The 22,937-nt window shown below is 68.0% G+C and carries 16 protein-coding genes; 12 read left to right on the top strand and 4 right to left on the bottom strand.

Annotated features, from left to right (window positions below; genetic code table 11):
* Positions 1 to 37 precede the first annotated feature (37 nt).
* Positions 38 to 2,674 carry a methionine synthase gene (gene metH / locus BKY59_RS14590; protein WP_206362080.1) on the top strand — a complete coding sequence of 879 codons (2,637 nt, stop codon included), beginning with the start codon at positions 38 to 40 and terminating at the stop codon, positions 2,672 to 2,674.
* A gap of 212 nt (positions 2,675 to 2,886) precedes the next feature.
* Entirely contained in the window at positions 2,887 to 3,816 is a 930-nt protein-coding gene (locus BKY59_RS14585; protein ID WP_076072827.1) for a right-handed parallel beta-helix repeat-containing protein, read from the top strand.
* A 384-nt stretch (positions 3,817 to 4,200) separates the two neighbouring features.
* Here the strand turns inward: BKY59_RS14585 and BKY59_RS14580 are convergent, their stop codons facing one another.
* Positions 4,201 to 5,823, bottom strand: a complete 1,623-nt coding sequence (locus BKY59_RS14580) for an alkaline phosphatase family protein (protein ID WP_076072826.1) — start codon at positions 5,821 to 5,823, stop codon at positions 4,201 to 4,203.
* Positions 5,824 to 5,886: 63 nt separating this feature from the next.
* On the opposite strand from BKY59_RS14580, the gene BKY59_RS14575 reads away from it, so the two are divergent.
* From BKY59_RS14575 to BKY59_RS14535, 9 genes are all read left to right on the top strand, one after another.
* Positions 5,887 to 7,986 carry a protein-disulfide reductase DsbD family protein gene (locus BKY59_RS14575; protein WP_076072824.1) on the top strand — a complete coding sequence of 700 codons (2,100 nt, stop codon included), beginning with the start codon at positions 5,887 to 5,889 and terminating at the stop codon, positions 7,984 to 7,986.
* Positions 7,987 to 8,030: 44 nt separating this feature from the next.
* On the top strand, positions 8,031 to 8,789 hold the full coding sequence (locus BKY59_RS14570; protein ID WP_076072984.1) for an SDR family NAD(P)-dependent oxidoreductase: 759 nt from the start codon (positions 8,031 to 8,033) through the stop codon (positions 8,787 to 8,789).
* Entirely contained in the window at positions 8,786 to 8,986 is a 201-nt protein-coding gene (locus BKY59_RS14565) for a DUF5818 domain-containing protein (RefSeq protein WP_076072822.1), read from the top strand. Before BKY59_RS14570 ends, BKY59_RS14565 begins: the two co-directional genes overlap by 4 nt.
* Positions 8,983 to 9,672: an aspartate/glutamate racemase family protein gene (locus BKY59_RS14560; protein ID WP_076072821.1), complete on the top strand. Its 690-nt coding sequence runs from the start codon at positions 8,983 to 8,985 to the stop codon at positions 9,670 to 9,672. The genes BKY59_RS14565 and BKY59_RS14560 overlap by 4 nt, the downstream gene beginning before the upstream one ends.
* Positions 9,673 to 9,953: 281 nt before the next feature.
* The gene (locus tag BKY59_RS14555; RefSeq protein WP_076072819.1) at positions 9,954 to 10,733 is read left to right on the top strand and encodes a class II aldolase/adducin family protein; all 780 of its coding nucleotides are present in this window, start codon (positions 9,954 to 9,956) and stop codon (positions 10,731 to 10,733) included.
* Positions 10,734 to 10,772: 39 nt separating this feature from the next.
* Positions 10,773 to 12,827, top strand: coding sequence for a 3-hydroxyacyl-CoA dehydrogenase NAD-binding domain-containing protein (locus BKY59_RS14550; protein ID WP_076072818.1), 2,055 nt, complete (start codon positions 10,773 to 10,775; stop codon positions 12,825 to 12,827).
* A 73-nt stretch (positions 12,828 to 12,900) separates the two neighbouring features.
* The gene (locus tag BKY59_RS14545; RefSeq protein WP_076072816.1) at positions 12,901 to 13,281 is read left to right on the top strand and encodes a nuclear transport factor 2 family protein; all 381 of its coding nucleotides are present in this window, start codon (positions 12,901 to 12,903) and stop codon (positions 13,279 to 13,281) included.
* A gap of 553 nt (positions 13,282 to 13,834) precedes the next feature.
* Positions 13,835 to 14,314: a DUF2721 domain-containing protein gene (locus tag BKY59_RS14540; protein WP_076072983.1), complete on the top strand. Its 480-nt coding sequence runs from the start codon at positions 13,835 to 13,837 to the stop codon at positions 14,312 to 14,314.
* Entirely contained in the window at positions 14,314 to 14,742 is a 429-nt protein-coding gene (locus tag BKY59_RS14535; protein ID WP_076072982.1) for a DUF4345 domain-containing protein, read from the top strand. Before BKY59_RS14540 ends, BKY59_RS14535 begins: the two co-directional genes overlap by 1 nt.
* Before the next feature lie 98 nt (positions 14,743 to 14,840).
* Here BKY59_RS14535 and BKY59_RS14530 read toward each other — a convergent pair whose 3' ends face one another.
* Genes BKY59_RS14530 through BKY59_RS14520 form a run of 3 tightly spaced genes read right to left on the bottom strand, consistent with a single transcriptional unit; the run spans position 14,841 to position 20,865 of the window.
* On the bottom strand, positions 14,841 to 16,433 hold the full coding sequence (locus BKY59_RS14530) for an efflux transporter outer membrane subunit (protein WP_076072814.1): 1,593 nt from the start codon (positions 16,431 to 16,433) through the stop codon (positions 14,841 to 14,843).
* The gene (locus BKY59_RS14525; protein ID WP_076072813.1) at positions 16,430 to 19,654 is read right to left on the bottom strand and encodes an efflux RND transporter permease subunit; all 3,225 of its coding nucleotides are present in this window, start codon (positions 19,652 to 19,654) and stop codon (positions 16,430 to 16,432) included. Before BKY59_RS14525 ends, BKY59_RS14530 begins: the two co-directional genes overlap by 4 nt.
* A gap of 5 nt (positions 19,655 to 19,659) precedes the next feature.
* Positions 19,660 to 20,865, bottom strand: a complete 1,206-nt coding sequence (locus BKY59_RS14520) for an efflux RND transporter periplasmic adaptor subunit (protein WP_076072981.1) — start codon at positions 20,863 to 20,865, stop codon at positions 19,660 to 19,662.
* A 439-nt stretch (positions 20,866 to 21,304) separates the two neighbouring features.
* Between BKY59_RS14520 and BKY59_RS14515 the strand changes: the two genes are divergently transcribed.
* Positions 21,305 to 22,870, top strand: a complete 1,566-nt coding sequence (locus BKY59_RS14515) for a peptide chain release factor 3 (RefSeq protein ID WP_076072811.1) — start codon at positions 21,305 to 21,307, stop codon at positions 22,868 to 22,870.
* The last annotated feature ends 67 nt before the right edge of the window (positions 22,871 to 22,937 follow it).

Genomic DNA, 22,937 nt, shown 5'->3' with positions numbered 1-22,937 from the left:
GGGGCACGATACGGTTTTCAATTGAGGTAATATCGACGTGGCGACCGCACCCCTGATCCCCGAGGACGACGAGACCCCGGTCGTGGTGTCGGCCAACTTCGTCAATATCGGCGAACGCACCAACGTGACCGGGTCCGCGCGGTTCAAGAAGCTCGTGATGGCGGGGGACTATACCGCGGCGGTCGAGGTCGCGCGGCAGCAGGTCGAGTCCGGCGCGCAGGTCGTCGACGTCAACATGGACGAGGGGCTGCTCGACGCGGAGGTGGCGATGACCACCTTCCTGAAGCTGATCGCCGCCGAACCCGACATAGCCCGCGTGCCGGTGATGGTCGACAGTTCCAAATGGAGCGTGATCGAGGCAGGGCTGAAATGCGTGTCCGGCAAGCCGATCGTGAATTCGATCAGCATGAAGGAGGGCGAGGAAGAGTTCCTGAAATATGCCCGCAAGGTCATGGCGTACGGCGCGGCCGTGGTCGTGATGGCGTTCGACGAGGTGGGGCAGGCCGACACGCGCGCGCGCAAGGTCGAGATCTGCGCGCGCGCCTATGACCTGCTGGTCGGCATCGGGTTCGATCCGCAGGACATCATCTTCGACCCGAACATCTTTGCCGTGGCGACCGGGATCGATGAGCATCGCCGCTATGCGATCGATTTCATCGAGGCGTGCCGCGATATCCGCGTGCGCTGCCCGCATGCCCATATCTCGGGCGGCGTGTCGAACCTGAGCTTCTCGTTCCGAGGGAACGAGCCGGTGCGGCGCGCGATGCACAGCGTGTTCCTGTACCACGCCATCCAGGCGGGGATGGACATGGGCATCGTCAACGCCGGCCAGCTCGACGTGTACGACGCGATCGACCCGGAGCTGCGCGAGGCGTGCGAGGACGTCATCTGGGACCGGCGCGAGGATTCGACCGAGCGGATGATCGCGCTGGCCGAAAAGTTCCGCGGGACCGACGCGGTGGCGGAAAAGGCGGCGGCGGACTGGCGCGGCTGGGACGTGGTCAAGCGGCTGGAACATGCGCTGGTCAAGGGCATCGACGCGCATGTCGTGGACGATACCGAAGAGGCGCGGCAGCTGTACGCGCGGCCGATCGAGGTGATCGAGGGGCCGTTGATGGACGGCATGAACGTGGTCGGCGACCTGTTCGGGTCGGGCAAGATGTTCCTGCCGCAGGTCGTGAAATCCGCCCGCGTCATGAAGAAGGCGGTTGCCCATCTGCTGCCCTATATCGAGGCGCAGAAGGAGCCCGGCGCGCGCGCCAAGGGCCGCATCATCATGGCGACCGTGAAGGGCGACGTCCACGATATCGGCAAGAACATCGTCGGCGTGGTGTTGCAGTGCAACGGCTATGAAGTGATCGACATGGGCGTGATGGTGCCGTGGGTCGACATATTGAAATGCGCCGCGGACAATGATGTCGACATGATCGGTCTGTCCGGCCTCATCACGCCGTCGCTGGACGAGATGGTGACAGTGGCGGTCGAGATGGCGCGCAAGGGCATGACGATGCCGCTGCTGATCGGTGGTGCCACGACGTCGAAGGTCCACACCGCGCTGCGCATCGCGCCGGTCTATGACGGGCCGGTGGTGCATGTGCTGGACGCAAGCCGCGCGGTGGGCGTGGCGTCCACGTTGATGTCCGATACGCAGCGCGACGGGTTCGTCGAGCGGACCGCGGCGGAATATGAGGCGGTGCGCGTCGCGCGGGCGAGCAAGGGGCAGAATGCGCTGACCCCGATCGCCGAGGCGCGGGCCAACGGGTTCGTGCCGGACTTTGCGCAGAAGCCGCCGGCGCCGCGCCAGCCCGGTACGCATGTCTTCCCCGACTGGTCGCTGGCAGACCTGCGCGACTATATCGACTGGACGCCGTTCTTCCGCGCGTGGGAGCTGGCCGGGAATTTTCCGGCGATCCTGCAGGACCCGATCGTGGGCGAAAGCGCGCGCGGCCTGTGGGAAGACGCACAGGCGATGCTCGACCGGATCATCGACGAGAAGTGGCTGACCGCCAAGGGGGTGGCCGCATTGTGGCCCTGCCGGCGGGAGGGCGACGATATCGTGGTGGAAACGCCGGAAGGCGACGTGCCGTTCGCGATGCTGCGCCAGCAGATCGCCAAGCGCAGCGGGCGGCCGAACATGTGCCTGGCCGACTTCATCGACCCGGCGGGTGACTGGATCGGCGGGTTCGCGGTGACCGCGGGGCACGGGATCGACGCGCATCTCGCCGGGTTCAAGGCGACGCACGACGACTATCAGGACATCCTGCTGAAGGCACTCGCCGACCGCCTGGCGGAGGCGTTCGCTGAACGGCTGCACAAGCATGTCCGGACCGACCTGTGGGGCTATGCGCCGGCGGAGCAGCTGACCAACGAAGCGCTGGTGAAGGAGCAGTATCGCGGGATCCGGCCGGCGCCGGGCTATCCCGCCTGCCCGGATCACAGCCTGAAGCCGACGCTGTTCGACTTGCTGAAGGCGACCGATGCAACGGGCATCACGCTGACCGAGAGTTTCGCGATGCTGCCGACCGCGGCGGTGTCGGGTTTCTACTTCGGCCATCCGGACAGCGAATATTTCGGCGTCGCGCGCATCGGGCGGGACCAGCTGGAGGATTACGCCGCGCGGCGCGGGGTGGATATCGAGACGGCGGAACGCTGGGTGCGGCCGAACCTGGACTGAGGTTTCTGTCGGGTCGCCGCCCGCTGCTCGTCCATGCCGAGCGAAGTCGAGGCACGCTTCCCCGAGCGGAGTCGAGGGGTGATGTTGGCGTCTCGGCTGCGCTCGACGGGTCCCCCGACTTCGCTCGGGATAAACGGATAGTTGTGCCGGATCGGGCCGCTTCGTACCGAAAGCGGCTCGACTTCCGCGCGGCCGGCAGCATAGTCCGGCCCATGAAAAAGCTGATCCTCGCCGCCGCCCTGCTGTCCGCTTCCGCGTATGCGCAGGGCTCCGGACCGTTCACCGTGGCCGAGACCGGGCGCGGGTTCTTCCGGTTGCAGGATGCCGTGAACGCGATCGGCGGGGGCGACGGGACGATCCGGATCGCGCCGGGCACGTACAAGGACTGCGCGATCGTGAGCGGCGGGCGCGTGGCGTTCGCGGCCGTTACGGCGGGAACCGCGATCTTCGACGGCGGCACGTGCGAGGGCAAGGCGACGCTGGTGCTGCGCGGACGCGACGCGGCGGTCGACGGCCTGGTGTTCCGCAACATCGCGGTGCCCGATCGCAACGGCGCGGGCATCCGGCTTGAAAAGGGCAACCTGACCGTGACGGGCACGGCGTTCCGCGACAGCGAGCAGGGCATCCTGACCGTGGACGATCCGGCGCAGGTACTGACCGTGCGGCGATCGACCTTTTCCGGGCTGGGCACCTGCGAAGGGGCAGGCGGTTGCGCGCACGGGCTGTATACCGGCACGGGTGGCACGCTGGAGCTGACCAACAACCGGTTCGAGCGCGGGCGCGGGGGGCATTATGCCAAGGCGCGCGCGCGGCAGGTGACGATCGTCGACAACAGCTTCGACGATACGCAGGGCAAGGCCACGAACTACATGATCGACCTGTCCAGCGGGGCGGCCGGGCGGATCGCGGGCAACGAATTCGTGATGGGCAAGGACAAGGAAAACCACAGCGCGTTCATTACCGTGGCACCAGAAGCGCGCACGAACCCGTCCGCGGGGCTGGTGATCACGGGCAACCGCGCGTCGCTGGCGCCGGGCGTGACATGGCCGAGCAATTTCGTGGCGGACTGGAGCCATGAGCCGCTGAAGATCTCAGGCAACCAGTTGGGCAAGGGAATCACCTTGCTGGATGTGCGGAACTGAGGGTTTCGAGTGAGGTGGTCTGGGTTTGAACCGGTCCAGTTACCGAGCCCCAACCCCCGTCCATGCCGAGCGCAGTCGAGGCACGCTTTTCCCCGAGCGTAGCCGAGGGGTGCTGTTGGCTTCTCGGCTTCGCTCGAAGAGTCCCTCGACTTAGCTCGGGATGGGCGGGGGTTGGCAGGTTACGTGCCCCACCCGTTCGGTTCGAGCCTGTCGAGAACATTGCGCAGCGTTCTCGACAGGCTCGAACCGAACGGGAGTGGAGAATTGAGCGACCTCACATGACGAAGACCGTCGTGCTTGCGACCAGCATCCGGATCAAGTCCGGGATGCTGGTCGGTTGGGGGTGCTGCTTGTTCGGGGCCTCGTCCCGTCGTGAGGTCGCCGCTACCTCGCGCAGGTGTCGGCGGGACCCGGATCCAGATCCAGACAACGCCCGTCAATCTCCGCCTTCGGCACCGGCAGCGCGATGAGTGAAGCCAGCGTCGGCAAGATGTCGACCGTCTCCACGGACAGCGGCTGTTCGAAGCCGGTCATGCCGGGGCGGTAGAACAGCATGGGCACGCGGCGATCGTAGGACCAGGGCGAGCCGTGCGTGGCCACTGCGCCCTTTGGATCGGCGATCGGGGTGACGTGGGGCTTGAGCGCCACCAGCAGGTCGCCCGAGCGTTCGGGGTCGAAGCTGGCGCGGAAGCGATCGGCGAGCGACCATTCCTCGACCGGGGTGGTCGTCGGGCTTGGCATGCGGCGCAGCTCGTCCGCGGTGAAGACAGCGGCGACCTGTGGGCTGGACTGGTAGCGCGCCTTGGCGGCGGCCAGCACGCGCGAACGCAGCTCGGCGGGAATGTCGCGCGACAGGTAGATGTCGCCGAACGGACCGTCGCCGTAGAGGACGCGGCCGGTGAACTTGAACTCGGCGGCGAGCGCAGCGCTCATCGCATCGGGGAGCAGAGCCTTGTCGACGCGGACCGCATCCGGCACGCCGCGTGCATGGCTGCGTTCGGGCAGGTCGGTGCCGCCATGGTCGGCGGTCAGCACGACCGCGTAGGGCACCTTGCGCGCATCGAGTGCCGCCAGGATGCGGCCGACCGCGGTGTCGACGCCGAGCAGCTGCGTGCACATTTCCGCACCCTCCGTGCCGTAGCCGTGGCCGACATAGTCGGTGGCGGACAGGCCGATCGAGATCACGTCGGGGGCGGGGCCGCTGCCGAGTTTCAGTTCGCCGATCAGGCCGATGGCGAGGTCGGCGACTTCGCGGTCGAAATCGAGCGCGGTGCGGAAGCGGGCGAAATCCTCCGCCTTGCGGTCGACCAGCACGCCGACGTCGCGCGTGCCGACATGGACCGCGGCCGAATGCGAGGCGCAGGCGGCGGGCAGGGCCGCGCGGCCGGGGCGGGCGAGCGTGGCCAGCACGTCCGCATTGATCCGGTTGACGGTGGCGGGCACCGCGCCGGTGCGGCCGGGCAGCGTGACGAACGACTTGCCGCCCCAGTACCAGGCCTGGTCGATCGCGTGGCCACCCATCATGACGGCGGCGCGATCCTTGCCCGCGACCGAGACGACGCGGCTGGCCGGGTTGGCGGCCTTCATCCGGTCGCCGAGCGTCGGGACCTTCAGATATTGCGGGGAGACGGTGTAGTTGTCCGAGCTGGAGCCGGCGACGGTCGGGTCTTCGGTGCAGTAGACCTTCTTGTCCGCGCGGGCGAGCGACAGGTCGTACCAGTTGTTCGCGATGATGCCGGTGCGGGCGGGGTGCGCGCCGGTCAGGATCGTGCTGTGGCCGGGGCAGGTTTCGGTGGCGGCGTGGCTCTGATAGCCGGACGGGAAGACCGCGCCGGTCGACAGGCGTTTGAGGCCGGCGGTGTAGAGCGGGCGATATTCGGCGAAGAGATCCGCGGAGAACTGGTCGATCGAAATCGCGACGAGCAGTTTCGGCGCGGGCGGCTGCGCCGCAGCGGGCGTTACGGCGGCGGCAAGCGCCGTCGCGAGGATCAGAGGCGACAAGGACACAGGACCATTCTCCACAGCGCGGACGGCATGCTATAGCGCGGCCGCAGCATGTTGGGAGTGGCGATGCGCATATCCTGTTTCCGATTCATGACATGGCTGATCGTGCTGATCGCGGCACCGGCATTCGCACAAGCCGTAAGCGCGCAACCGGGGCGCCCACCGCATATCGCGGCCAGCCTGATTGCGGAGAGCGTCACGCCGCGCAGCGGGGCGACCACCACGCTGGCTTTCGTGATGACGCCGGCGGCCGGGTGGCATGGATATTGGAAAAATCCCGGCGATGCGGGGGTGGAGACGCAGGCGACCTGGACGCTGCCGCGCGGCGTCTCGGCCGGGCCGATCGCCTATCCGGTGCCGCAGACGCTGATCGTCGCGGGGCTGATGAACTATGTCTACGAAGGGCGCTATGCGCAGCCCGTCATGCTGTCCGTGCCCGCCGGGCTGGCGCGCGGTACGCGGCTGCCGATCCGGGTGCGGCTGGATTATCTGGCCTGCACGCGCGAGATCTGCGTGCCGGAAAAGGCCGAGCTGGCGACCGTCCTGACGGTAGGCGACGGGGCGGTGACGCCAGCGGCGCGTGCGGCGTTCGACCGATATCGCGCAGGCTTGCCCAGGCCGCTGGGTGGTCGGGCACGGTTCGCGGTGGCGGGCGGGCGGTTCCGGATGGCGGTGCCGATGCCGGCGAGCGTGGCGGTGGCCGAGCCCTATTTCTTCCCGCTGACCGACGGGGTGATCGATTATGCGGCGCCTCAGCGCGTGTCGCGACGCGGCGACGCGCTGATCGTCGAGACGACGGCGAAGGGCGCGGCCCCGCGCCGGGTTGCGGGCGTGCTGCGGATCGGGCGGGGCAGAGGGCTGGTGCTGGATGCGGTGCCGGGAACGGTGCCGGCGGCGGGGGTGGCGATCGGTGCGGCGGGAGCGGACGATGCGCCTGCCGGTTCGGGCGGGGCGGGCACGTTGCTGGCGGCGCTGGGCGGCGCGTTGCTGGGCGGGCTGCTGCTGAACATCATGCCCTGCGTATTCCCGATCTTGAGCCTGAAGGCGCTGAGCCTCGCAAAGGCTGGCGGCGACGAGCGGACAGTGCGGCGCGAGGCGCTGGCCTATGCCGCCGGGGTCATCCTGGTGTGCGTGGCGCTGGGTGCGATCCTGCTGGGGTTGCGCGCGGGCGGCAGTGCGGCTGGCTGGGCGTTCCAGTTGCAGGATCCGCGCGTCATCGTGGTGCTGATGCTGCTGACGGCCGCGATCGGATTCAACCTGGCCGGGCTGTTCGAACTGCCGGCGATATCGGGCGGCGGGGCGCTGGCGGGCAAGGGCGGCACGGGCGGCGCGTTCTGGACGGGGGCGCTGGCCGCGTTCATCGCCACGCCGTGCACCGGGCCGTTCATGGGGGCGGCGCTGGGGGCGGCGCTGGTGTTGCCGACCGTCGCCGCGCTGGCAGTGTTCGCTGGGCTGGGGCTCGGCATGGCGATCCCGTTCCTGCTGCTGGGTTATGTGCCGCGGATGCGCGCGATGCTGCCGCGGCCGGGGGCGTGGATGAACGTGATGCGGCGCGTGCTGGCTTTGCCGATGTTCGCGACCGCGCTGGGGCTGGCGTGGATCCTGGGGCGGCAGGCGGGCGTCGACGGGATGATGCTGGGGCTGATCGCGGCGGTGATCGTGACGCTGGGCCTGTGGTGGGTCGGCGGGCGGCAGGCGGCGGGTGGCACGCGGGCATGGTGGCCGCTGGCCCCGACGGTGGCGGTTGCCTGCATGCTGGTCGCGATCGTACCGCGGGCGCCGGTGAGCGCAGGGGTGGGGGCGGTCGGCCCGGCCGTGGCAGGGGTGGTGTCGATCTCGGTGCCGTTCGATCGGGCGAAGCTGGCGGCCTATCAGGCGGCGGGCACGCCGGTATTCGTGTACTTCACCGCCGACTGGTGCCTGACCTGCAAGGTGAACGAGAAGGCGGCGATCGAGCGCGATGCAGTGCGGACCGCCTTTGCCAGGGCAGGCATCGTGACGATGGTCGGCGACTGGACCGACGGGAATGCGGACATCTCCCGTTTCCTGGCCGAACATGGCCGGTCGGGCGTTCCGCTGTACCTGTTCGCGGGCAAGGGCGGCGCGCCGTTGCGGGTGTTGCCACAGGTGCTGACGCCGGGAACGCTGACCGCGCTGACGGTTTAGCATGCGGACGGCAAGGAACGGCCTTGCAGGACTGGGGAATGATGATGGGCAGGACGGCATTGGTGACGGGCGCGACGTCCGGGTTCGGGCTGGAAATAGCGCGGCGACTGGTGGCGGCGGGGCACCGCGTGATCGCGGCCGGGCGGCGGACCGAGCGGCTTGACGCGTTGCGCGACGAGCAAGGTAAGGCGGCAATCCTGCCGCTGACGCTGGACGTGACCGATGCCGGTGCGGTGGCCGCGTTGCCCGACGCACTGCCCGACGGGTGGCGGGACGTAGACATATTGGTGAACAATGCCGGGCTGGCGCTGGGCACCACCGCGGCGCAGGACAGCGACCTGAAGCAGTGGGAGCAGATGGTGGCGACCAACGTGCTGGGCCTGATGCGCCTGACCCACGCAATCCTGCCCGGGATGGTGGCGCGCGGGCGCGGGGACATCGTCAACCTGGGCAGCGTGGCGGCGAACTACCCCTATCCCGGCGGCAATGTGTACGGCGCGACCAAGGCGTTCGTGCAGCAGTTCACGCTGGGGCTGAAGACCGACCTGGCCGGCACCGGCGTGCGGGTGAGCGACGTGCAGCCCGGGCTCGTCGGCGGGACGGAGTTCAGCCATGTCCGGTTCGGCGGCGACGATGCGAAGGCCGCCGCCCCCTATGCCGACACCACGCCGATGACCGCGGCGGACGTGGCGGAGGCAGTGCTGTGGATCGTCGGCCTGCCGCCCCATGTGAACGTCAACCGGATCGAACTGATGCCGGTGGTACAGGGGGCCGGCCCGTTCGTGGTGAAGCGGCAGGGATGATGCCGGGCGATCCGTTCGACGCGACCGGCACGCTGGTCCGCGATGGCGGTGGTTTCGCGTTGCGGCGCGACGGCGGCGGGCTGATCCGGCTGGACCTGCACCGCATGCCGGTGGACCAGGTGGAGAAACGCGTCAGGCTGGTCGGCATCGTGCTGGCCGACGGGGTGGTCGAGGCGGACGGGGTGGCGCCGGCATGAAGACGATCGGTCTGATCGGCGGCATGAGCTGGGAAAGCTCGGCTCAGTATTACCGGATCGTTAACCAGACGGCGCGCGCGCGGCTGGGCGGGACGCATTCGGCGCGATGCCTGATGACGTCGGTCGACTTTGCGCCGATCGCGGCGATGCAGGCGGCGGGCGAGTGGGACGTGCTGGGTGCGGCGATGGCCGATGCGGCGCGCGTGCTGGAACGCGGCGGGGCGGATGTGATCGTTCTGTGTACCAACACGATGCACCGGGTGGCCGATGCGATCGCGGATGCGGTGGCAATCCCGCTGCTGCACATCGCCGACCCGACGGCGGTGGCGGTCCGGGCGGCGGGGTATGCCCGCGTCGGCCTGATCGGCACGGCGTTCACGATGGAACAGAATTTCTACCGCGCGCGGCTGGGCGAGCATGGGCTGACGGTGCTGGTGCCGGATGCGGCGGACCGGGTGGTGGTCCATGACGTGATCTACCGCGAGCTGGTGAAGGGCGACGTGCGGGCAGCGTCGCGCGATGCGTATCGCGGCGTGATCGCACGGCTGGTCGCGGCCGGGGCGGAGGCGATCATCCTGGGCTGTACCGAGATCATGCTGCTGATCGGTCCGGAGGACAGCGCGGTGCCGCTGTTCGACACGACCGAACTGCATGCGCTGGCCGCGGTGGAGATGGCGCTGGGGTAGGCTGTGGGGTTGGACCAACCTGCTGTGGGCGTCGTCCCGGGGGAGGCCTGGATCTCCCTTCGGTGGAGAGGGTGCCGCAAGTCAGGACAAGGTCCCAGCTTTCGCCGGGATGATGGTGGTGGGACTCGTCGAACGGCCGGTTGTGCCACTTATCGAAAATCTTTGCGCCGAGTGACGTTACGTCGGTGCGGCTTCCTACGGGACGGGGTTCTTCCGGGGGGCTGGCGCGGGCGGGCGGGGCGGCATAGCCTTGGCTGCAAAAGCATGAGAGGAACCTGACGATGGCGACCGCAGCGACGCATACACCCTCCGTCCGCGACCGGGTGTCGCCCGAGGAATGGCAGGCGCGCGTCGATCTGGCCGCGGCGTACCGGCTGGTCGCGCTCTACGGCTGGGACGACCTGATCTTCACCCATCTGTCGGCGCGGGTGCCGGGGCCGGAGCATCATTTCCTCATCAACCCGTATCAGCTGATGTTCGAGGAGATCACCGCATCGTCGCTGGTGAAGATCGACATGGACGGCCGCCCGGTGGGCGAGACGCCGTACATGGTCAATGCGGCCGGGTTCGTCATCCACAGCGCGATCCATATGGGCCGCGCCGATGCGGTGGCGGTGCTGCACCTGCATACGCCGTACGGCCAGGCGGTGTCGGCGATGGACGAGGGGCTGCTGCCGCACACGCAGACCGCGATGATCGCCCGCCACGATGTCGCCTATCACGCTTATGAAGGCATCGCGACCGAGCTGGAGGAGCGCGACCGGCTGGTCGCCGACCTGGGGACCAAGAATGCGATGCTCCTGCGCAATCATGGGACGTTGACGGTGGGCGAAAGCGTGGGTCAGGCGTTCCTGCGGATGTATTTCCTGGAGCGGGCGTGCGAGGCGCAGGTCCATATGCTGTCCGCCGGGCGGGCCGCGCTGAACACACCGCCGCAGGGGACACCGGAAAAGGTACAGGGCCAGTCGGGTGGGCCGGGCATGAAGATGCTGGCCGACCTGCTGGCCTGGCCCGCACTGCTGCGCAAGCTGGACCGGATCGACCCGGGTTTCCGGGACTGACGCCTGATCCCGACGACGACGCCCTATGAAGGAACCTGCATGTCCCCGATCACGACCCGCCGCGAGGGCGACATCCTGGTCGTCACCTGCCAGAATCCGCCGGTCAACGCACTGGGCCATGCGGTGCGCAACGGGCTGATGGCCGCGATCCTGGAGGGGGCGGGCGACGATGCGGTGCGCGCGCTGGTGCTGCGCTGCGCCGGGCGGACGTTCTTCGCCGGCGCGGATATCACCGAGTTCGGGCAGGAGCCGGTGTTCCCGCTGCTGCCCGAACTGGTGGAGGTGATCGAGGGCAGTCCGAAGCCGATCGTGGCGGCGATCCATGGAACCGCGCTGGGCGGCGGGCTGGAAGTGGCGATGGCGTGCCATTACCGGGTCGCGGCGCGCGCCGCGAAGCTGGGCATGCCCGAGGTGAAGCTGGGGCTGCTGCCCGGCGCGGGCGGTACGCAGCGGCTGCCGCGGCTGGTGGGCGTGGCGGATGCGCTGACGATGATCGTCGGCGGCAGCCCCGTGTCGGCCGAGCGCGCGCTGGAGATCGGGCTGATCGACCGGATGACCGATGCGGCGGAGCCGGCGGCGGATGCGCTGGCGTTCGCGCGCGACGTGGCTGGCCTTGCCCCGCCGCGCGCGTCGGAGAAGACGGATCGGATATCCGGGGCGGTGCGCGATCCGGCAATCTTCGACCGGTTCAGGCAGGCGCACGGCCGCCTGTTGAAGGGGCTGCAGGCACCCGAGGCGTGCATCGCGGCGGTGCGGGCGGCGGTGGAGATGCCGTTCGCGGACGGCCTGCTGCGCGAACGCGCGCTGTTCCGCGAACTGATGGACGGCGATGAATCGAAGGCGCAGCGGCATTATTTCTTCGCGGAACGCGCGGCAGGAAAGATTGCGGGGCTGGACCCGGCGATCGTCCCGCGTGCGATCGACCGGGTCGGCATCGTCGGCGCGGGCACGATGGGCGGCGGGATCGCTCTGAACTTCCTTTCGGCCGGGCTGCCGGTGACGTTGGTCGAGCGCGAACAGGCGGCGCTGGACCGCGGTGTGGCGACGATCGGCCGCAACTATGCCCGCAACGTCCAGTCCGGCCGGGTGACGGAGGCGGACGCCGCGGCCGCGCTGGCGCTGCTGACCCCGACGCTGGCGCTGGCCGACCTGGCGGACAGCGACCTGGTGATCGAAGCGGTGTTCGAGGACATGGGCGTGAAGACCGCGCTGTTCGCCGAACTGGACCGGATCGTGAAGCCGGACGCGATCCTGGCCTCGAACACCAGCTATCTCGACATCGATGCGATCGCCGCAGCGACGGCGCGGCCCCAGGCGGTGGTCGGGCTGCATTTCTTCTCGCCCGCCAACATCATGCGGTTGCTGGAGGTGGTACGCGGCGCGCGGACGGCACCGGTGGTGCTGGCGACCGCGATGGCGCTGGCGAAACGGATCGGCAAGATCGCGGTGGTGGCCGGCACGTGCGACGGGTTCATCGGCAACCGCATGCTGAAACCGCGACAGGACCAGGCGAACCGGCTGGTGCTGGAAGGGGCCAAGCCGTGGGACGTCGATCGCGTGCTGACCACATTCGGTTTTCCGATGGGGCCGTTCCAGATGGCGGACCTGGCCGGGCTGGACCTGGGCTGGGCGGCGGGGGCATCGCGTGGCGAAACGCTACGCGATGCGATGTGCGAGGCGGATCGCCGCGGGCAGAAGAACGGCCGCGGCTTCTACGACTATGATGCCGATCGGCGGGGCACGCCGTCGTCGGAAACAGAGGCGATCATCGCCCGCTATGCCGAGAAGCGCGGTACGCCGCAGCGCACGATCGGCGATGCCGAGATATTGGAGCGGCTGCTGTATCCGATGGTGAACGAAGGTGCGCGGATACTCGAGGATGGCATCGCGCAGCGGGCGTCCGACATCGATGTGGTGTGGGTGAACGGCTACGGCTGGCCGATCCGGACCGGGGGACCGATGTTCTGGGCCGACCTGATCGGGCTGGACACCGTGGTCGCGGGGCTGGAACGCCATGCGGGCGTGCTGGACGCGCGTGGTCCGTCTGCGATGCTGGCCGCACTTGCCGCGCGAGGTGGGCGACTGACGCGCTAAAGGTCGTCGGATCATGGGAACATCCGGCGGCGGGCCGCGCTGTTCCTCGCAGAGACCAGACGGGAACCAGCGCATGACCATCGACGCCCAGACCTTCATCGACGCCCTCCGCACGTTGGAGGAAGGAAGCGACGCCGGACCGATCGCGGCGCTGTTTGCGGATGATGCGGAGATTTCCAACCCGCTGGTCGAACATGGCGGAAAGGACGGTGCGGCGGCGTTCTGGACCGCCTATCGCGGGACGTTCGACACGATCCGGTCGGAATTCCGGAACGTCGTGCAGGGCGACAAGATCGCCTTGCTGGAATGGGTGAGCGAGGGCCAGGTGGACGGAAAGGACGTCCGGTACGGCGGGGTCAGCGTGTTGGAATTGTCAGAAGATACGATCGCCGCGTTCCGGACCTACTTCGATCCGTCGCAGATCGGTCGGGCCGTCAAGGCCGACGTCGGATAAGGTAGCGCCAGCCGGTCAGCGGCCGCGGGCCGGCGTCCCGTTGCTCAGGACTTTATCGATCGGGCAATCGAGCCTTATTCGACCGATCTCCGCCTTCAGCAGGTCGATGGGATTTGCGCATCGGTAGACCGGAACCGACTGTCCGAGGTGCGGGAAATACGATCAGCGCGGTTCGTATATCCGCCGGTCTACCTTTGCTGCGTTTCAGGCGGGCAGGCGTCATCGGCCCTGCCTCGCCCCGCCATTCCTATCTCGTCCTTTTCGCCAATTGATACCGCCGGTTGTTTCAGGTGTGTGGTCAGGCGGCGTCGATCCACAGGCGCGAGAGAGGGTATGAACGGAATGGAAACCCCCCTGCGGAGCGCCCGCGGCGTGCCAGCGGCGGCAGAAAGGCCGGGTGATATCTTTTGCGGACTGATGCTCGCGTCGCTGCTTTCAACCGTTTTGTGGCTGCCCTTGCTCTGGGGCCTGGGGCTGTTCGACTGAACCGCGACGCAGGGCCAGGCGGCATTTGGCTTGACGGGGATGCGCCGCACCCGTCATCGCTATGCCCATGATCGCACCGACCGCCGCGGCCGAGCTGGCCCATACGATACAGTTGGCGACCGCACCGGTCTTCCTGCTGACCGGGATCGCCGCGTTCCTGAACGTCATGGTCGGGCGGCTTGCGCGCGTGGTGGACCGCGCCCGCGCGCTGGAGACCCGGTTCACCCCCGTCGGCCATGCGGACCATGACCGACAGGTTTGGGAATTGCGCCTGCTCGACCGGCGGATGCGCGTCGTCAGCGTGGCCGTTTCGCTTTGCACGGCCAGCGCGGCGCTGATCTGCGGCGTGGTGGCCGGGCTGTTCTTCGCACGGTTGATCGGGATCGGTTTCGCCCGGACGATGGCGATCATATTCGCCATCGCAATGCTGATGGTGATCGGCGGGCTGACGATGTTCCTGTTCGAGGTGCATCTGTCGATGAAGAGCATCAAGATCCGTCACGAACTGCTGGAACGCGGCAAGACACGGGGCATGCGCTGGTGGTGATGACCCTCGCGACCGAGCGCCGGCTGCTGCAGGCGGTGGCGGCGCTGGCGTGCATCGTTCCCTTGACGGTCGGTGGCGAAAGCGTGTGGCGCGGCGTGGTGTATCTGAAAGGTGCGCCGATCCCCGTACCGCCCGACCTGGACAGTCATTTCCGCTATGTATCGGGTATCTTTCTGGGCCTCGGATTCGGTTTTGCCTATGCGATCGCGGCGATCGAGCGGCGGACCGCGATCTTCCGGATGTTGGGCCTGATGGTCGTGCTGGGCGGGCTGGCGCGGCTGTTGTCGCTGGTCGAGGTCGGGGTGCCGTCGGGCGGGCATCTGTTCGGGCTGTGCATGGAACTGGGCGTCGTCCCGTTGCTGATGCTGTGGCAGCGGCGGGTCGCGCGGCGGTTCCGGGCGAGCGTTCCGGTCGGTTCCAGGACATGACGGCTTCCGCCTGAACGATGTACTGATCCGTGCGTGGGGTTTCCGACAAGCTCGAACCAAAACGAACCGGAGGATGATCCCCTTGATACGGGCAAGCTCTAGCGGATCGCGGCGGGAACCGGCTCGGGCGAACGGAGCGCGGGGTCGGCCGCGGGATTGCCCGCGACCAGGGCGTCACCGCCGAGGACGCGGTAGAGCGTCACGAGATTGTCGGCGCGGGTAAGCCGCGTCGTGACCAGCTGCTGCTGCGCACTGTACAACGTGCGTTGCGCGTCCAGGCTGTTCAGGAAAGTACCGATACCGCCGCGGTAGGAGCGTTCCGACAGGTAGTAATTATCCTGCGCCGCCGCCGTCAGGTCGCGCCGCGCCGCCAGTTCGCGGTCGATGGTGCCGCGCCGGGCGAGCGCATCGGACACTTCGCGGAACGCGGTCTGGATCGTCTGTTCGTAGGTCGCGAGAGCCAGTTGCTGCTGCGCGCGGGCATAAGCCAGATTGCCGCGATTGGCCCCGCCGTCGAAGATCGGCACGGTGACGGTGGGTGACGCGTTCCAGTTGAACGCACCGCGGCTGAACAACGAACCGAGCGCGCCGCTGGCAAGGCCTGCGATGCTCGTCAGGCTGATCGACGGGAACAGCGCGGCACGCGCCGCGCCGATCCGGGCGTTGGCGGCACGCAGGTCATATTCCGACTGGACGACGTCGGGGCGGCGCAGGAGGATGTCGGAGGAAAGGCCGGCCGGCACCTCCGCCAGCAGGCCGTCGACGCTTTCGATCGACGCGGGCAGCAATGTAGGATCGACCGGCGCGCCGACGAGCAGGGTGAGCGCGTTGACATCCTGCGCCAGCGACGTCGTAAGTGCGGCGGTGTCGGCGCGTGCGGTGAACAGGATCGTTTCGGCCTGGCGCAAGTCGGTGCGCGGTGCGATGCCCCCCTGCAGCCGGGCGCGGGTCAGCGTGACCGAGCGGGCGGCGCTCGCCTCCGTCGCGCGGGCGATCGCCAGCAGGCTGCGGTCGGACCCATAGGTGAGGTAGGCGCTCGCCACCTCCGCCACCAGCGAAAGGCGGGTCGCGCGGGCGGCGGCCTCCGTCCCGAAATAGGTGGCGAGCGCGGCGCGGCTCTGCGACCGGATGCGGCCGAACAGGTCGATTTCGAACGCGCTGATTCCGGCGTTGACCGAATATTGGTCGTAGAAACCGCTACCGCCGCCGTTGGTGACGACGCCCGTGCCATTCCCGGTGCCGACCCCGCCAGTGCCAGTACCGGTCCCGTCGGGGCCGATGCCGCCCGTGCCCGTGCCGATGCCACCCGTACCGATGCCTTGGCCGAGGCCGGACGCGCCGCGGGAGCCATTGTCGCCGAACTGGGCGCGCGCGGTGCCGTCGATCTGCGGAAACAGCGCGGATCGTTCGACCCGGTAGAGCGCGCGTGCGGAGACGACGTTAGCGGCCGCGATGCGCAGGTCGCGATTATTGACGAGCGCCTGCGCGATCACGGCTTGCAACTTCGGATCGCGAAAGACATCCGTGTAGGACAGTGCGGGCAATGTCGTTTCGGTGCGACGCAGATAGGCGTCGCCGACCGGCCAGCCGGCGGTGACGGGGGCGGGCGCGCGTTCGTAGCGCGGTTCCAGGCTGCACCCGCCGGCGATCAGGCAGGCGAGCGGCAGCAGGGCGGCGGCGGTACGGGTCATGCAGGCTCCGGCTTTGCGGCGGCGGGCGGCGCGTCCGGGTCTCGATCGGACCGATCGTGGGTCCCGGTTCCGGTGTCGGCGGAGGCGCCGTGCTGCGGCCCCTTGAACACCCGCCGGACCAGCACAAAGAACAGCGGCACGAAGAAGATCGCCAGCACGGTGGCGGTCAGCATGCCGCCGATCACGGCAGTGCCGATCGCGACGCGGCTCTGCGCACCGGCCCCGGTCGATATGGCCAGCGGCAACACGCCGAAGATGAACGCCAGGCTGGTCATCAGGATCGGGCGGAGGCGAAGCCGGGCGGCGTCGATCGCGGCGTCGAAGGGCGACTTGCCGGCGCGCTCGGCCTGTTCGGCGAATTCGACGATCAGGATCGCGTTCTTGGCGGACAGGCCCATGGTGGTGAGCAGCCCGACCTGAAAATAGACGTCGTTCTCCAATCCGCGCAACGCGACCGCGATGACCGCGCCGACCAGGCCGAGCGGGATGACGAGCAGAACCGAAAAGGGAATCGACCAGCTTTCGTACAGGGCCGCGAGGCAGAGGAAGATGACGAGGATCGACAGGCCGTAGAGCAACGGCGCCTGGCCCGACGACAGCCGTTCCTGATAGGACAGGCCGGCCCAGGCGACGGACGTGCCGGGCAGGGTAGCGGCGATCTGGATCATCCGTTCCATCGCGTCGCCGGACGAATTACCGGGTGCGGCCTGCCCCTGGATCTCGTAGGCGGGCAGGCCGCTGAACCGGACGAGTGTCGTAGGCGCCTGCGACCAGCTGGTCGTGGCGAAGGCGGAGAAGGGCGCCATCTGGCCCGATGCGGTGCGGACGAACCAGCCGTCGAGATCGCTGGGCGAGGCGCGGTAGGGGGCGTCGCCCTGCACGTAGACGCGCTTCACGCGACCGCGATCGACGAAGTCGTTGACATAGACGCCGCCCCACGCGGCGCTGAGCGTCCGATCCACGTCGGTCTGCGCGATGCCGAGCGCACCGACCTTCGCCTGATCGACGGTGACCTGGAGCGTGGGCACGTCCTCCAGTCCGCCGGGGCGGACCGCGGCGAGGGTGGGATCGGCGGCGGCGGCGGCGAGCAGCTTGTCGCGTTCGGCCTTGAACTGCGCCTGCGGCATGCCGGAAGCGTTCTGCAATTCCATCGTGAAGCCGTTGGACTGACCCAGCCCCTGCACCGACGGCGGGGTGAGCGCCACGAATTGGACATCGCGGATCAGCGGCGCGACGCTCTTCGTCGCGCGTTCGGTAATTGCCTTGGCGGCGTTCTCGCTCCCCTTGCGATCGTCCCATGGGGCCAGCTGGACGAAGCCCTGGCCGACATTCTGGCCGGACCCGCCGAACCGGAAACCGGAAATGGTGAAGATGCCGGCCGCATTCGCCTTTTCCGAACCCAGGAAATAATCCTCGATCGATTTCGCGGCGGCCAGCGTGCGCGGCTGCGTCGCCCCGGGGGGCAGGGTGAACTGGATGATCGCCGACCCCTGGTCCTCGGTCGGCAGGAAACCCTGCGGCAGTTGCACGAACATCAGCGCCAGCACCGCGACGATACCGGCATAGCCCAGCATCGCGATCCGGCTGCGCGCGATGACGGCCTTCACGCCGCCGACATAGCGCCGGGTGGTGCGATCGAACATCGTGTTGAACCAGTTCGCGAATTTCGCGAACCAGCCCGCCACGCGGTTGCGCGGCTTTTCGTCCGTCTCGCGGCGGTGCTTGAGCAACGTGGCGGTGAGCGCGGGGGTGAGGACGAGTGCGACCACGACCGACAGGATCATCGAGGAGATGATCGTGATCGAGAATTGCCGGTAGATGACGCCGGTGGAGCCGCCGAAGAAGGCCATCGGCATAAAGACCGCGGACAGGACGAGCGCGATGCCGATCAGCGCGGTCTGGATTTCCGCCATCGACTTGATCGTCGCGTCGCGTGGGGAAATGTCGGGTTCCTCGTCCATCACGCGTTCGACATTCTCGACCACCACGATCGCATCGTCGACCAGCAGGCCGATCGACAGCACCAGCCCGAACAGCGTCAGCGTGTTGATGGAATAGCCGAACAGCGCGATGACGCCGAACGTGCCGAGCAGCACGACAGGCACCGCGATCGTCGGGATCAGCGTGGCGCGCCAGTTCTGGAGGAACACGAACATCACGACGATGACGAGGATGATCGCCTCGATCAGCGTCTTGACCACTTCTTCGACCGACAGCTTGATGAACGCCGTGCTGTCGCGCGGGAAGGTATAGCGATAGCCGTCGGGGAAGTTCTTCGACTGGCGGATCACCTCCGCCTTCACCAGTTCGGCGGTCTTGAGCGCGTCTGCGCCGGGTGCCAGCTGGACCGAGATGCCGGACGCGGGGTGGCGGTTGAACCGGCTGAGCGCATTGTAATTCTCCTGCCCCAGCTCGACCCGCGCGACGTTGGAGAGCAGCACCTTCGATCCGTCGGTCTGCGTCTTGACGATGATGTTGCGGAACTGTTCCGGCGTGGTCAGCCGCGTCTTGGCGGTGACCGTAGCGTTCAGCATCTGCGTGACGGGCGAGGGCGATCCGCCGATCTGGCCGGCGGCGACCTGCGCGTTCTGCGCCTCGATCGCGCTGATGACGTCGGACGGCATCAGCGCATAGGAACTCAAGCGATAGGGGTCGAGCCAGACCCGCATCGCATATTGCGCGCCGAACACGTTGGTCGCGCCGACGCCGGGAATGCGGCCGATCGGATCCTGCAGGTTGGCGACCAGATAGTCGGAGATATCACCGTTCGAGCGCCGGTCGGTTTCGTCATAGATCGATGCGAGCAGCAGGAAGTCGCTGTTCGATTTCGTGACGGTCAGGCCCTGCTGCTGCACCTGTTGCGGCAGGCGGGGCAGTGCCTGCTGGACCTTGTTCTGGACCTGGACCTGCGCGATGTCGGGATCGGTGCCCTTGTCGAAGGTGACCGAGATCGTGACCTGGCCCTCGGAACTGGATGTCGACTGGAAATAGATCAGCCCGTCGATGCCGGTCAGCTGCTGTTCCACGATCTGCGTGACGCTGGATTCCAGGATCGCGGCGGACGCGCCGGGATAGGTCGCGCGGATGCTGACCTGCGGCGGGGCGACGTCGGGATATTGTTCGATCGGCAACGTCAGGATCGCGCCGACGCCGGCCAGCATGATGACGATGGCGATGACCCAGGCGAAGATCGGGCGATCGATGAAGACGCGACTTATCATGCGCGTCAGGCGCCCTTGGACGGGTCGGCAGCCGCGGGGGTGGCCTGAGGACGGGGTTTCGACCCCGCCGGTACGGGCCGTATGCTCTGATCGGGTTTGAGCCGGCCGAGCCCCTCGACGATCACGCGGTCGCCGGGGCGCAGGCCCGCGGTGACGAGCCAGTTGCTGCCGACCGTGCGCGTGGTCTGCACGGTGCGCATCACGGCCTTGTTGCCCGGCCCGACGAGGAAGACAGTGGCCTGCCCCTTCGGATCGCGCGCGACGCCGGCCTGCGGTACGAGGATCGCATCGGTGTCGCTGCTCTGCGCCAGGATCGCGCGGACATACATGCCCGGCAAAAGGAGTCCGTCGGGATTGGGGAAGCGCGCACGCAGCGTGACGGTGCCGGTATTCTGGTCGACCGTGACCTCCGCGAACTGGACGGTGCCGGTGCGGCCATAATCGCTGCCGTCCTCCAGCTTCAGACGGACGGTGCCGCTGGTCGGCACGACGCCGCCGGATGCCAGCGCGCGGCGCAGCATGAGCAGTTCGGCGGACGATTGCTGGATATCGACGAAGATCGGGTCGAGCCGCTGGATGGTGGTGAGCGGATCGGCCTGCGACGCGGTGACAAGCGCACCGGTGGTGAACAGCGACCGGCCGATCCGCCCGGTGATGGGGGCGGGAACACGGGTGAAGGCGAGGTTGATCTGCGCGGTTTCCAGCTGCGCACGGTTCTGCGCGATGGCGGCGCGGGCCTGCGCGGCGGTGGCGGCGGCGTCGGTATAGTCCTGCTGTGCCACCGCCTCGATCCGGGCAAGCGGCGCCAGGCGATCCGCCCGGACCCGCGCGGCGGCCTCCGTGGCGCGCGCGCTGGCGACATTGGCCTCCGCCTCCGCCGTGGCGGCGCGGTAGAGCCGCGGGTCGATCTGGTACAGCGTCTGACCCTGTCGGACGATCGTCCCCTCCGTGAACAGCCGCGCCTTGATGACCCCCGAAACCTGCGGGCGGACCTCCGACGTTTCATAGGCCGACGTGCGCCCGGCGAGTTCGGCGACGAGCGGGACCGTCTCGGTGCGCACGACCACGAAGCCGACTTCCGGCACCTTGGGAGGGGCCTTCGCCGGTTCCTTCGATCCGCAACCGGGTAATGTCAGACCGGCCAGGGCCAGAACGGCAAGCATGCAGAAGGGTGGGGAAGCGGAGACGCCCCCGGCGCGCGAAACAGTCATGGTCGCAAGCATGGGTTTCCGCACCATCCGGGTCAATCGAAGTTCGGTTTCAGCGCTGACATAAAGCGGCCGAGCCGGCCGGTTGCCTGAACGCGGGCGAAAGTTCGTGAAGTCGTCACAAATAGCACGTCAAGCACAGTGCAATAGAAGTTCGAATACCGTGCAGAACAGATCTTTGAAACTAGGCGGGCCGGCGCTATCGCAGCATGGCCGCGACCACGACCGGCCCGCAAGAAAACGGGCCGCGCTCCGGGGGGGGAGGATGCGCGGCCCGCAATCTATGTCCGGTCCGAGGGGGGGTCGGAAGGGACATGATGCGAAGCGCATGAAATCCCGTCCGGTTCCGGCGGGCGTGATTTTTTTACGGGGATCGGATGCTCGCCTTTGGCGGCAGCACGCTGTACCGCGGCGCGACCCCCATATAGCTGGACCATGCCGCATGACCGACCGTCCGACCGGACGCCCCGACCGCCGGACCTTCGCGATCATCTCGCACCCCGACGCCGGCAAGACCACGCTGACCGAGAAGCTGTTGATCGCGGGCGGCGCCATCCACCTGGCGGGCGAGGTGAAGGCGCGCGGCCAGACGCGGCGCGCGCGATCCGACTGGATGAAGATCGAGCAGCAGCGCGGCATATCGGTGACGTCGTCGGTCATGACGTTCGAATATGACGGGCTGACGTTCAACCTGCTCGACACGCCGGGGCACGAGGATTTCAGCGAGGATACGTACCGCACGCTGACCGCGGTCGACAGCGCGGTGATGGTGATCGACGCCGCCCGTGGTATCGAGGCGCAGACCCGCAAGCTGTTCGAGGTGTGCCGGCTGCGGTCGGTGCCGATCATCACCTTCGTCAACAAGGTGGACCGCGAAGGGCGGTCGCCGTTCGACCTGATGGACGAGATTGCCGATCAACTCGCGCTGGACGTCGCGCCGATGATGTGGCCGGCGGGGTTGGGGGGTGAGTTCGAGGGGCTGTACGACGTCGCGGGCCAGCGGATGCTGTTGCCCGAGGGGCGGGTGGAGTCGGTCGACGGGCTGGACGATCCCAAACTGGACATGATGCTGTCGGAGCGGGCGGCGGCGCGGTTGCGCGAGGAAGTGGAGCTGGGCGTCGGCGGCTATGCCGCGTTCGACCGCGACAAATATCTGAGCGGCGACATGACGCCGGTGTATTTCGGATCGGCGCTGCGCGATTTCGGCGTGCCGGAGCTGATCCACGCGCTGCGCGATCTGGCGCCGTCCCCGCGGCCGCAGCCGGCGGACCCGGCGCCGATCAGCCCGGACCAGGACGGCGTCACCGGTTTCGTGTTCAAGGTGCAGGCCAACATGAACCCGCAGCACCGTGACCGCGTCGCGTTCATGCGACTATGTTCGGGCAAGTTCCGGCGCGGCATGAAGCTCAATCAGTCGGGCACGGGCAAGGCGATCGCGGTGCATTCGCCGATCCTGTTCTTCGCGCAGAGCCGCGAAGTGGCGGACGAGGCGTGGCCGGGCGACATCATCGGTATTCCCAATCACGGTACTTTGCGGGTGGGCGATTCGCTGGCCGAGGGTACGCCGGTGGTGTTCACCGGGCTGCCGAACTTCGCACCCGAGATCCTGCGCCGCGTACAGCTCATCGATCCGACCAAGACCAAGCAGTTGCGAAAGGCGCTGGACGACCTGTCCGAGGAGGGGGTGGTGCAGGTGTTCCACCCGGCGATCGGATCGCAGATGATCGTCGGCGTGGTGGGACAGCTGCAGCTGGAAGTGCTGATCAGCCGGCTGGAGCATGAGTACAAGGTCGATGCAAGGCTGGAGCCGTCGCCGTGGGACACCGCGCGCTGGATCGCGACCGATGCAGCGCCGGACATGGCCGCGTTCCAGTCGCAGCATCGCAGTGCCATGGCGACGGACCGCGACGGGCAGCCGGTGTTCCTGGCGAAGGATCTGTGGGATCTGAACTTCGTCAGCGGTCGATCGCCGACAGTGCGGTTTTCGGCGACCAAGGAGCGGGTTTAGGTCGGGTTGGTTCGACCTGACCCCTGACCCGTCCATGCCGAGCGAAGTCGAGGCACTCGCCCGAGCG

It is taken from the genome of Sphingomonas montana (assembly GCF_001956315.1).
GTDB classification, from domain to species: domain Bacteria; phylum Pseudomonadota; class Alphaproteobacteria; order Sphingomonadales; family Sphingomonadaceae; genus Sphingomonas_R; species Sphingomonas_R montana.
The sequence above is the reverse complement of the archived record's forward strand: the minus strand, read 5'-3'. Positions and strand labels throughout refer to the sequence as shown.

What these genes read in the sequence shown, in the direction of transcription:
- BKY59_RS14585 (WP_076072827.1), top strand. Translation starts at nt 2,887, where the DNA reads ATGAAAAAGCTGATCCTCGCCGCCGCCCTGCTGTCCGCTTCCGCGTAT.
- BKY59_RS14575 (WP_076072824.1), top strand. Translation starts at nt 5,887, where the DNA reads ATGCGCATATCCTGTTTCCGATTCATGACATGGCTGATCGTGCTGATC.
- BKY59_RS14570 (WP_076072984.1), top strand. Translation starts at nt 8,031, where the DNA reads ATGGGCAGGACGGCATTGGTGACGGGCGCGACGTCCGGGTTCGGGCTG.
- BKY59_RS14565 (WP_076072822.1), top strand. Translation starts at nt 8,786, where the DNA reads ATGATGCCGGGCGATCCGTTCGACGCGACCGGCACGCTGGTCCGCGAT.
- BKY59_RS14560 (WP_076072821.1), top strand. Translation starts at nt 8,983, where the DNA reads ATGAAGACGATCGGTCTGATCGGCGGCATGAGCTGGGAAAGCTCGGCT.
- BKY59_RS14555 (WP_076072819.1), top strand. Translation starts at nt 9,954, where the DNA reads ATGGCGACCGCAGCGACGCATACACCCTCCGTCCGCGACCGGGTGTCG.
- BKY59_RS14550 (WP_076072818.1), top strand. Translation starts at nt 10,773, where the DNA reads ATGTCCCCGATCACGACCCGCCGCGAGGGCGACATCCTGGTCGTCACC.
- BKY59_RS14545 (WP_076072816.1), top strand. Translation starts at nt 12,901, where the DNA reads ATGACCATCGACGCCCAGACCTTCATCGACGCCCTCCGCACGTTGGAG.
- BKY59_RS14540 (WP_076072983.1), top strand. Translation starts at nt 13,835, where the DNA reads ATGATCGCACCGACCGCCGCGGCCGAGCTGGCCCATACGATACAGTTG.
- BKY59_RS14535 (WP_076072982.1), top strand. Translation starts at nt 14,314, where the DNA reads ATGACCCTCGCGACCGAGCGCCGGCTGCTGCAGGCGGTGGCGGCGCTG.
- BKY59_RS14530 (WP_076072814.1), bottom strand. Translation starts at nt 16,433, where the DNA reads ATGACCCGTACCGCCGCCGCCCTGCTGCCGCTCGCCTGCCTGATCGCC.
- BKY59_RS14525 (WP_076072813.1), bottom strand. Translation starts at nt 19,654, where the DNA reads ATGATAAGTCGCGTCTTCATCGATCGCCCGATCTTCGCCTGGGTCATC.
- BKY59_RS14520 (WP_076072981.1), bottom strand. Translation starts at nt 20,865, where the DNA reads ATGACTGTTTCGCGCGCCGGGGGCGTCTCCGCTTCCCCACCCTTCTGC.
- BKY59_RS14515 (WP_076072811.1), top strand. Translation starts at nt 21,305, where the DNA reads ATGACCGACCGTCCGACCGGACGCCCCGACCGCCGGACCTTCGCGATC.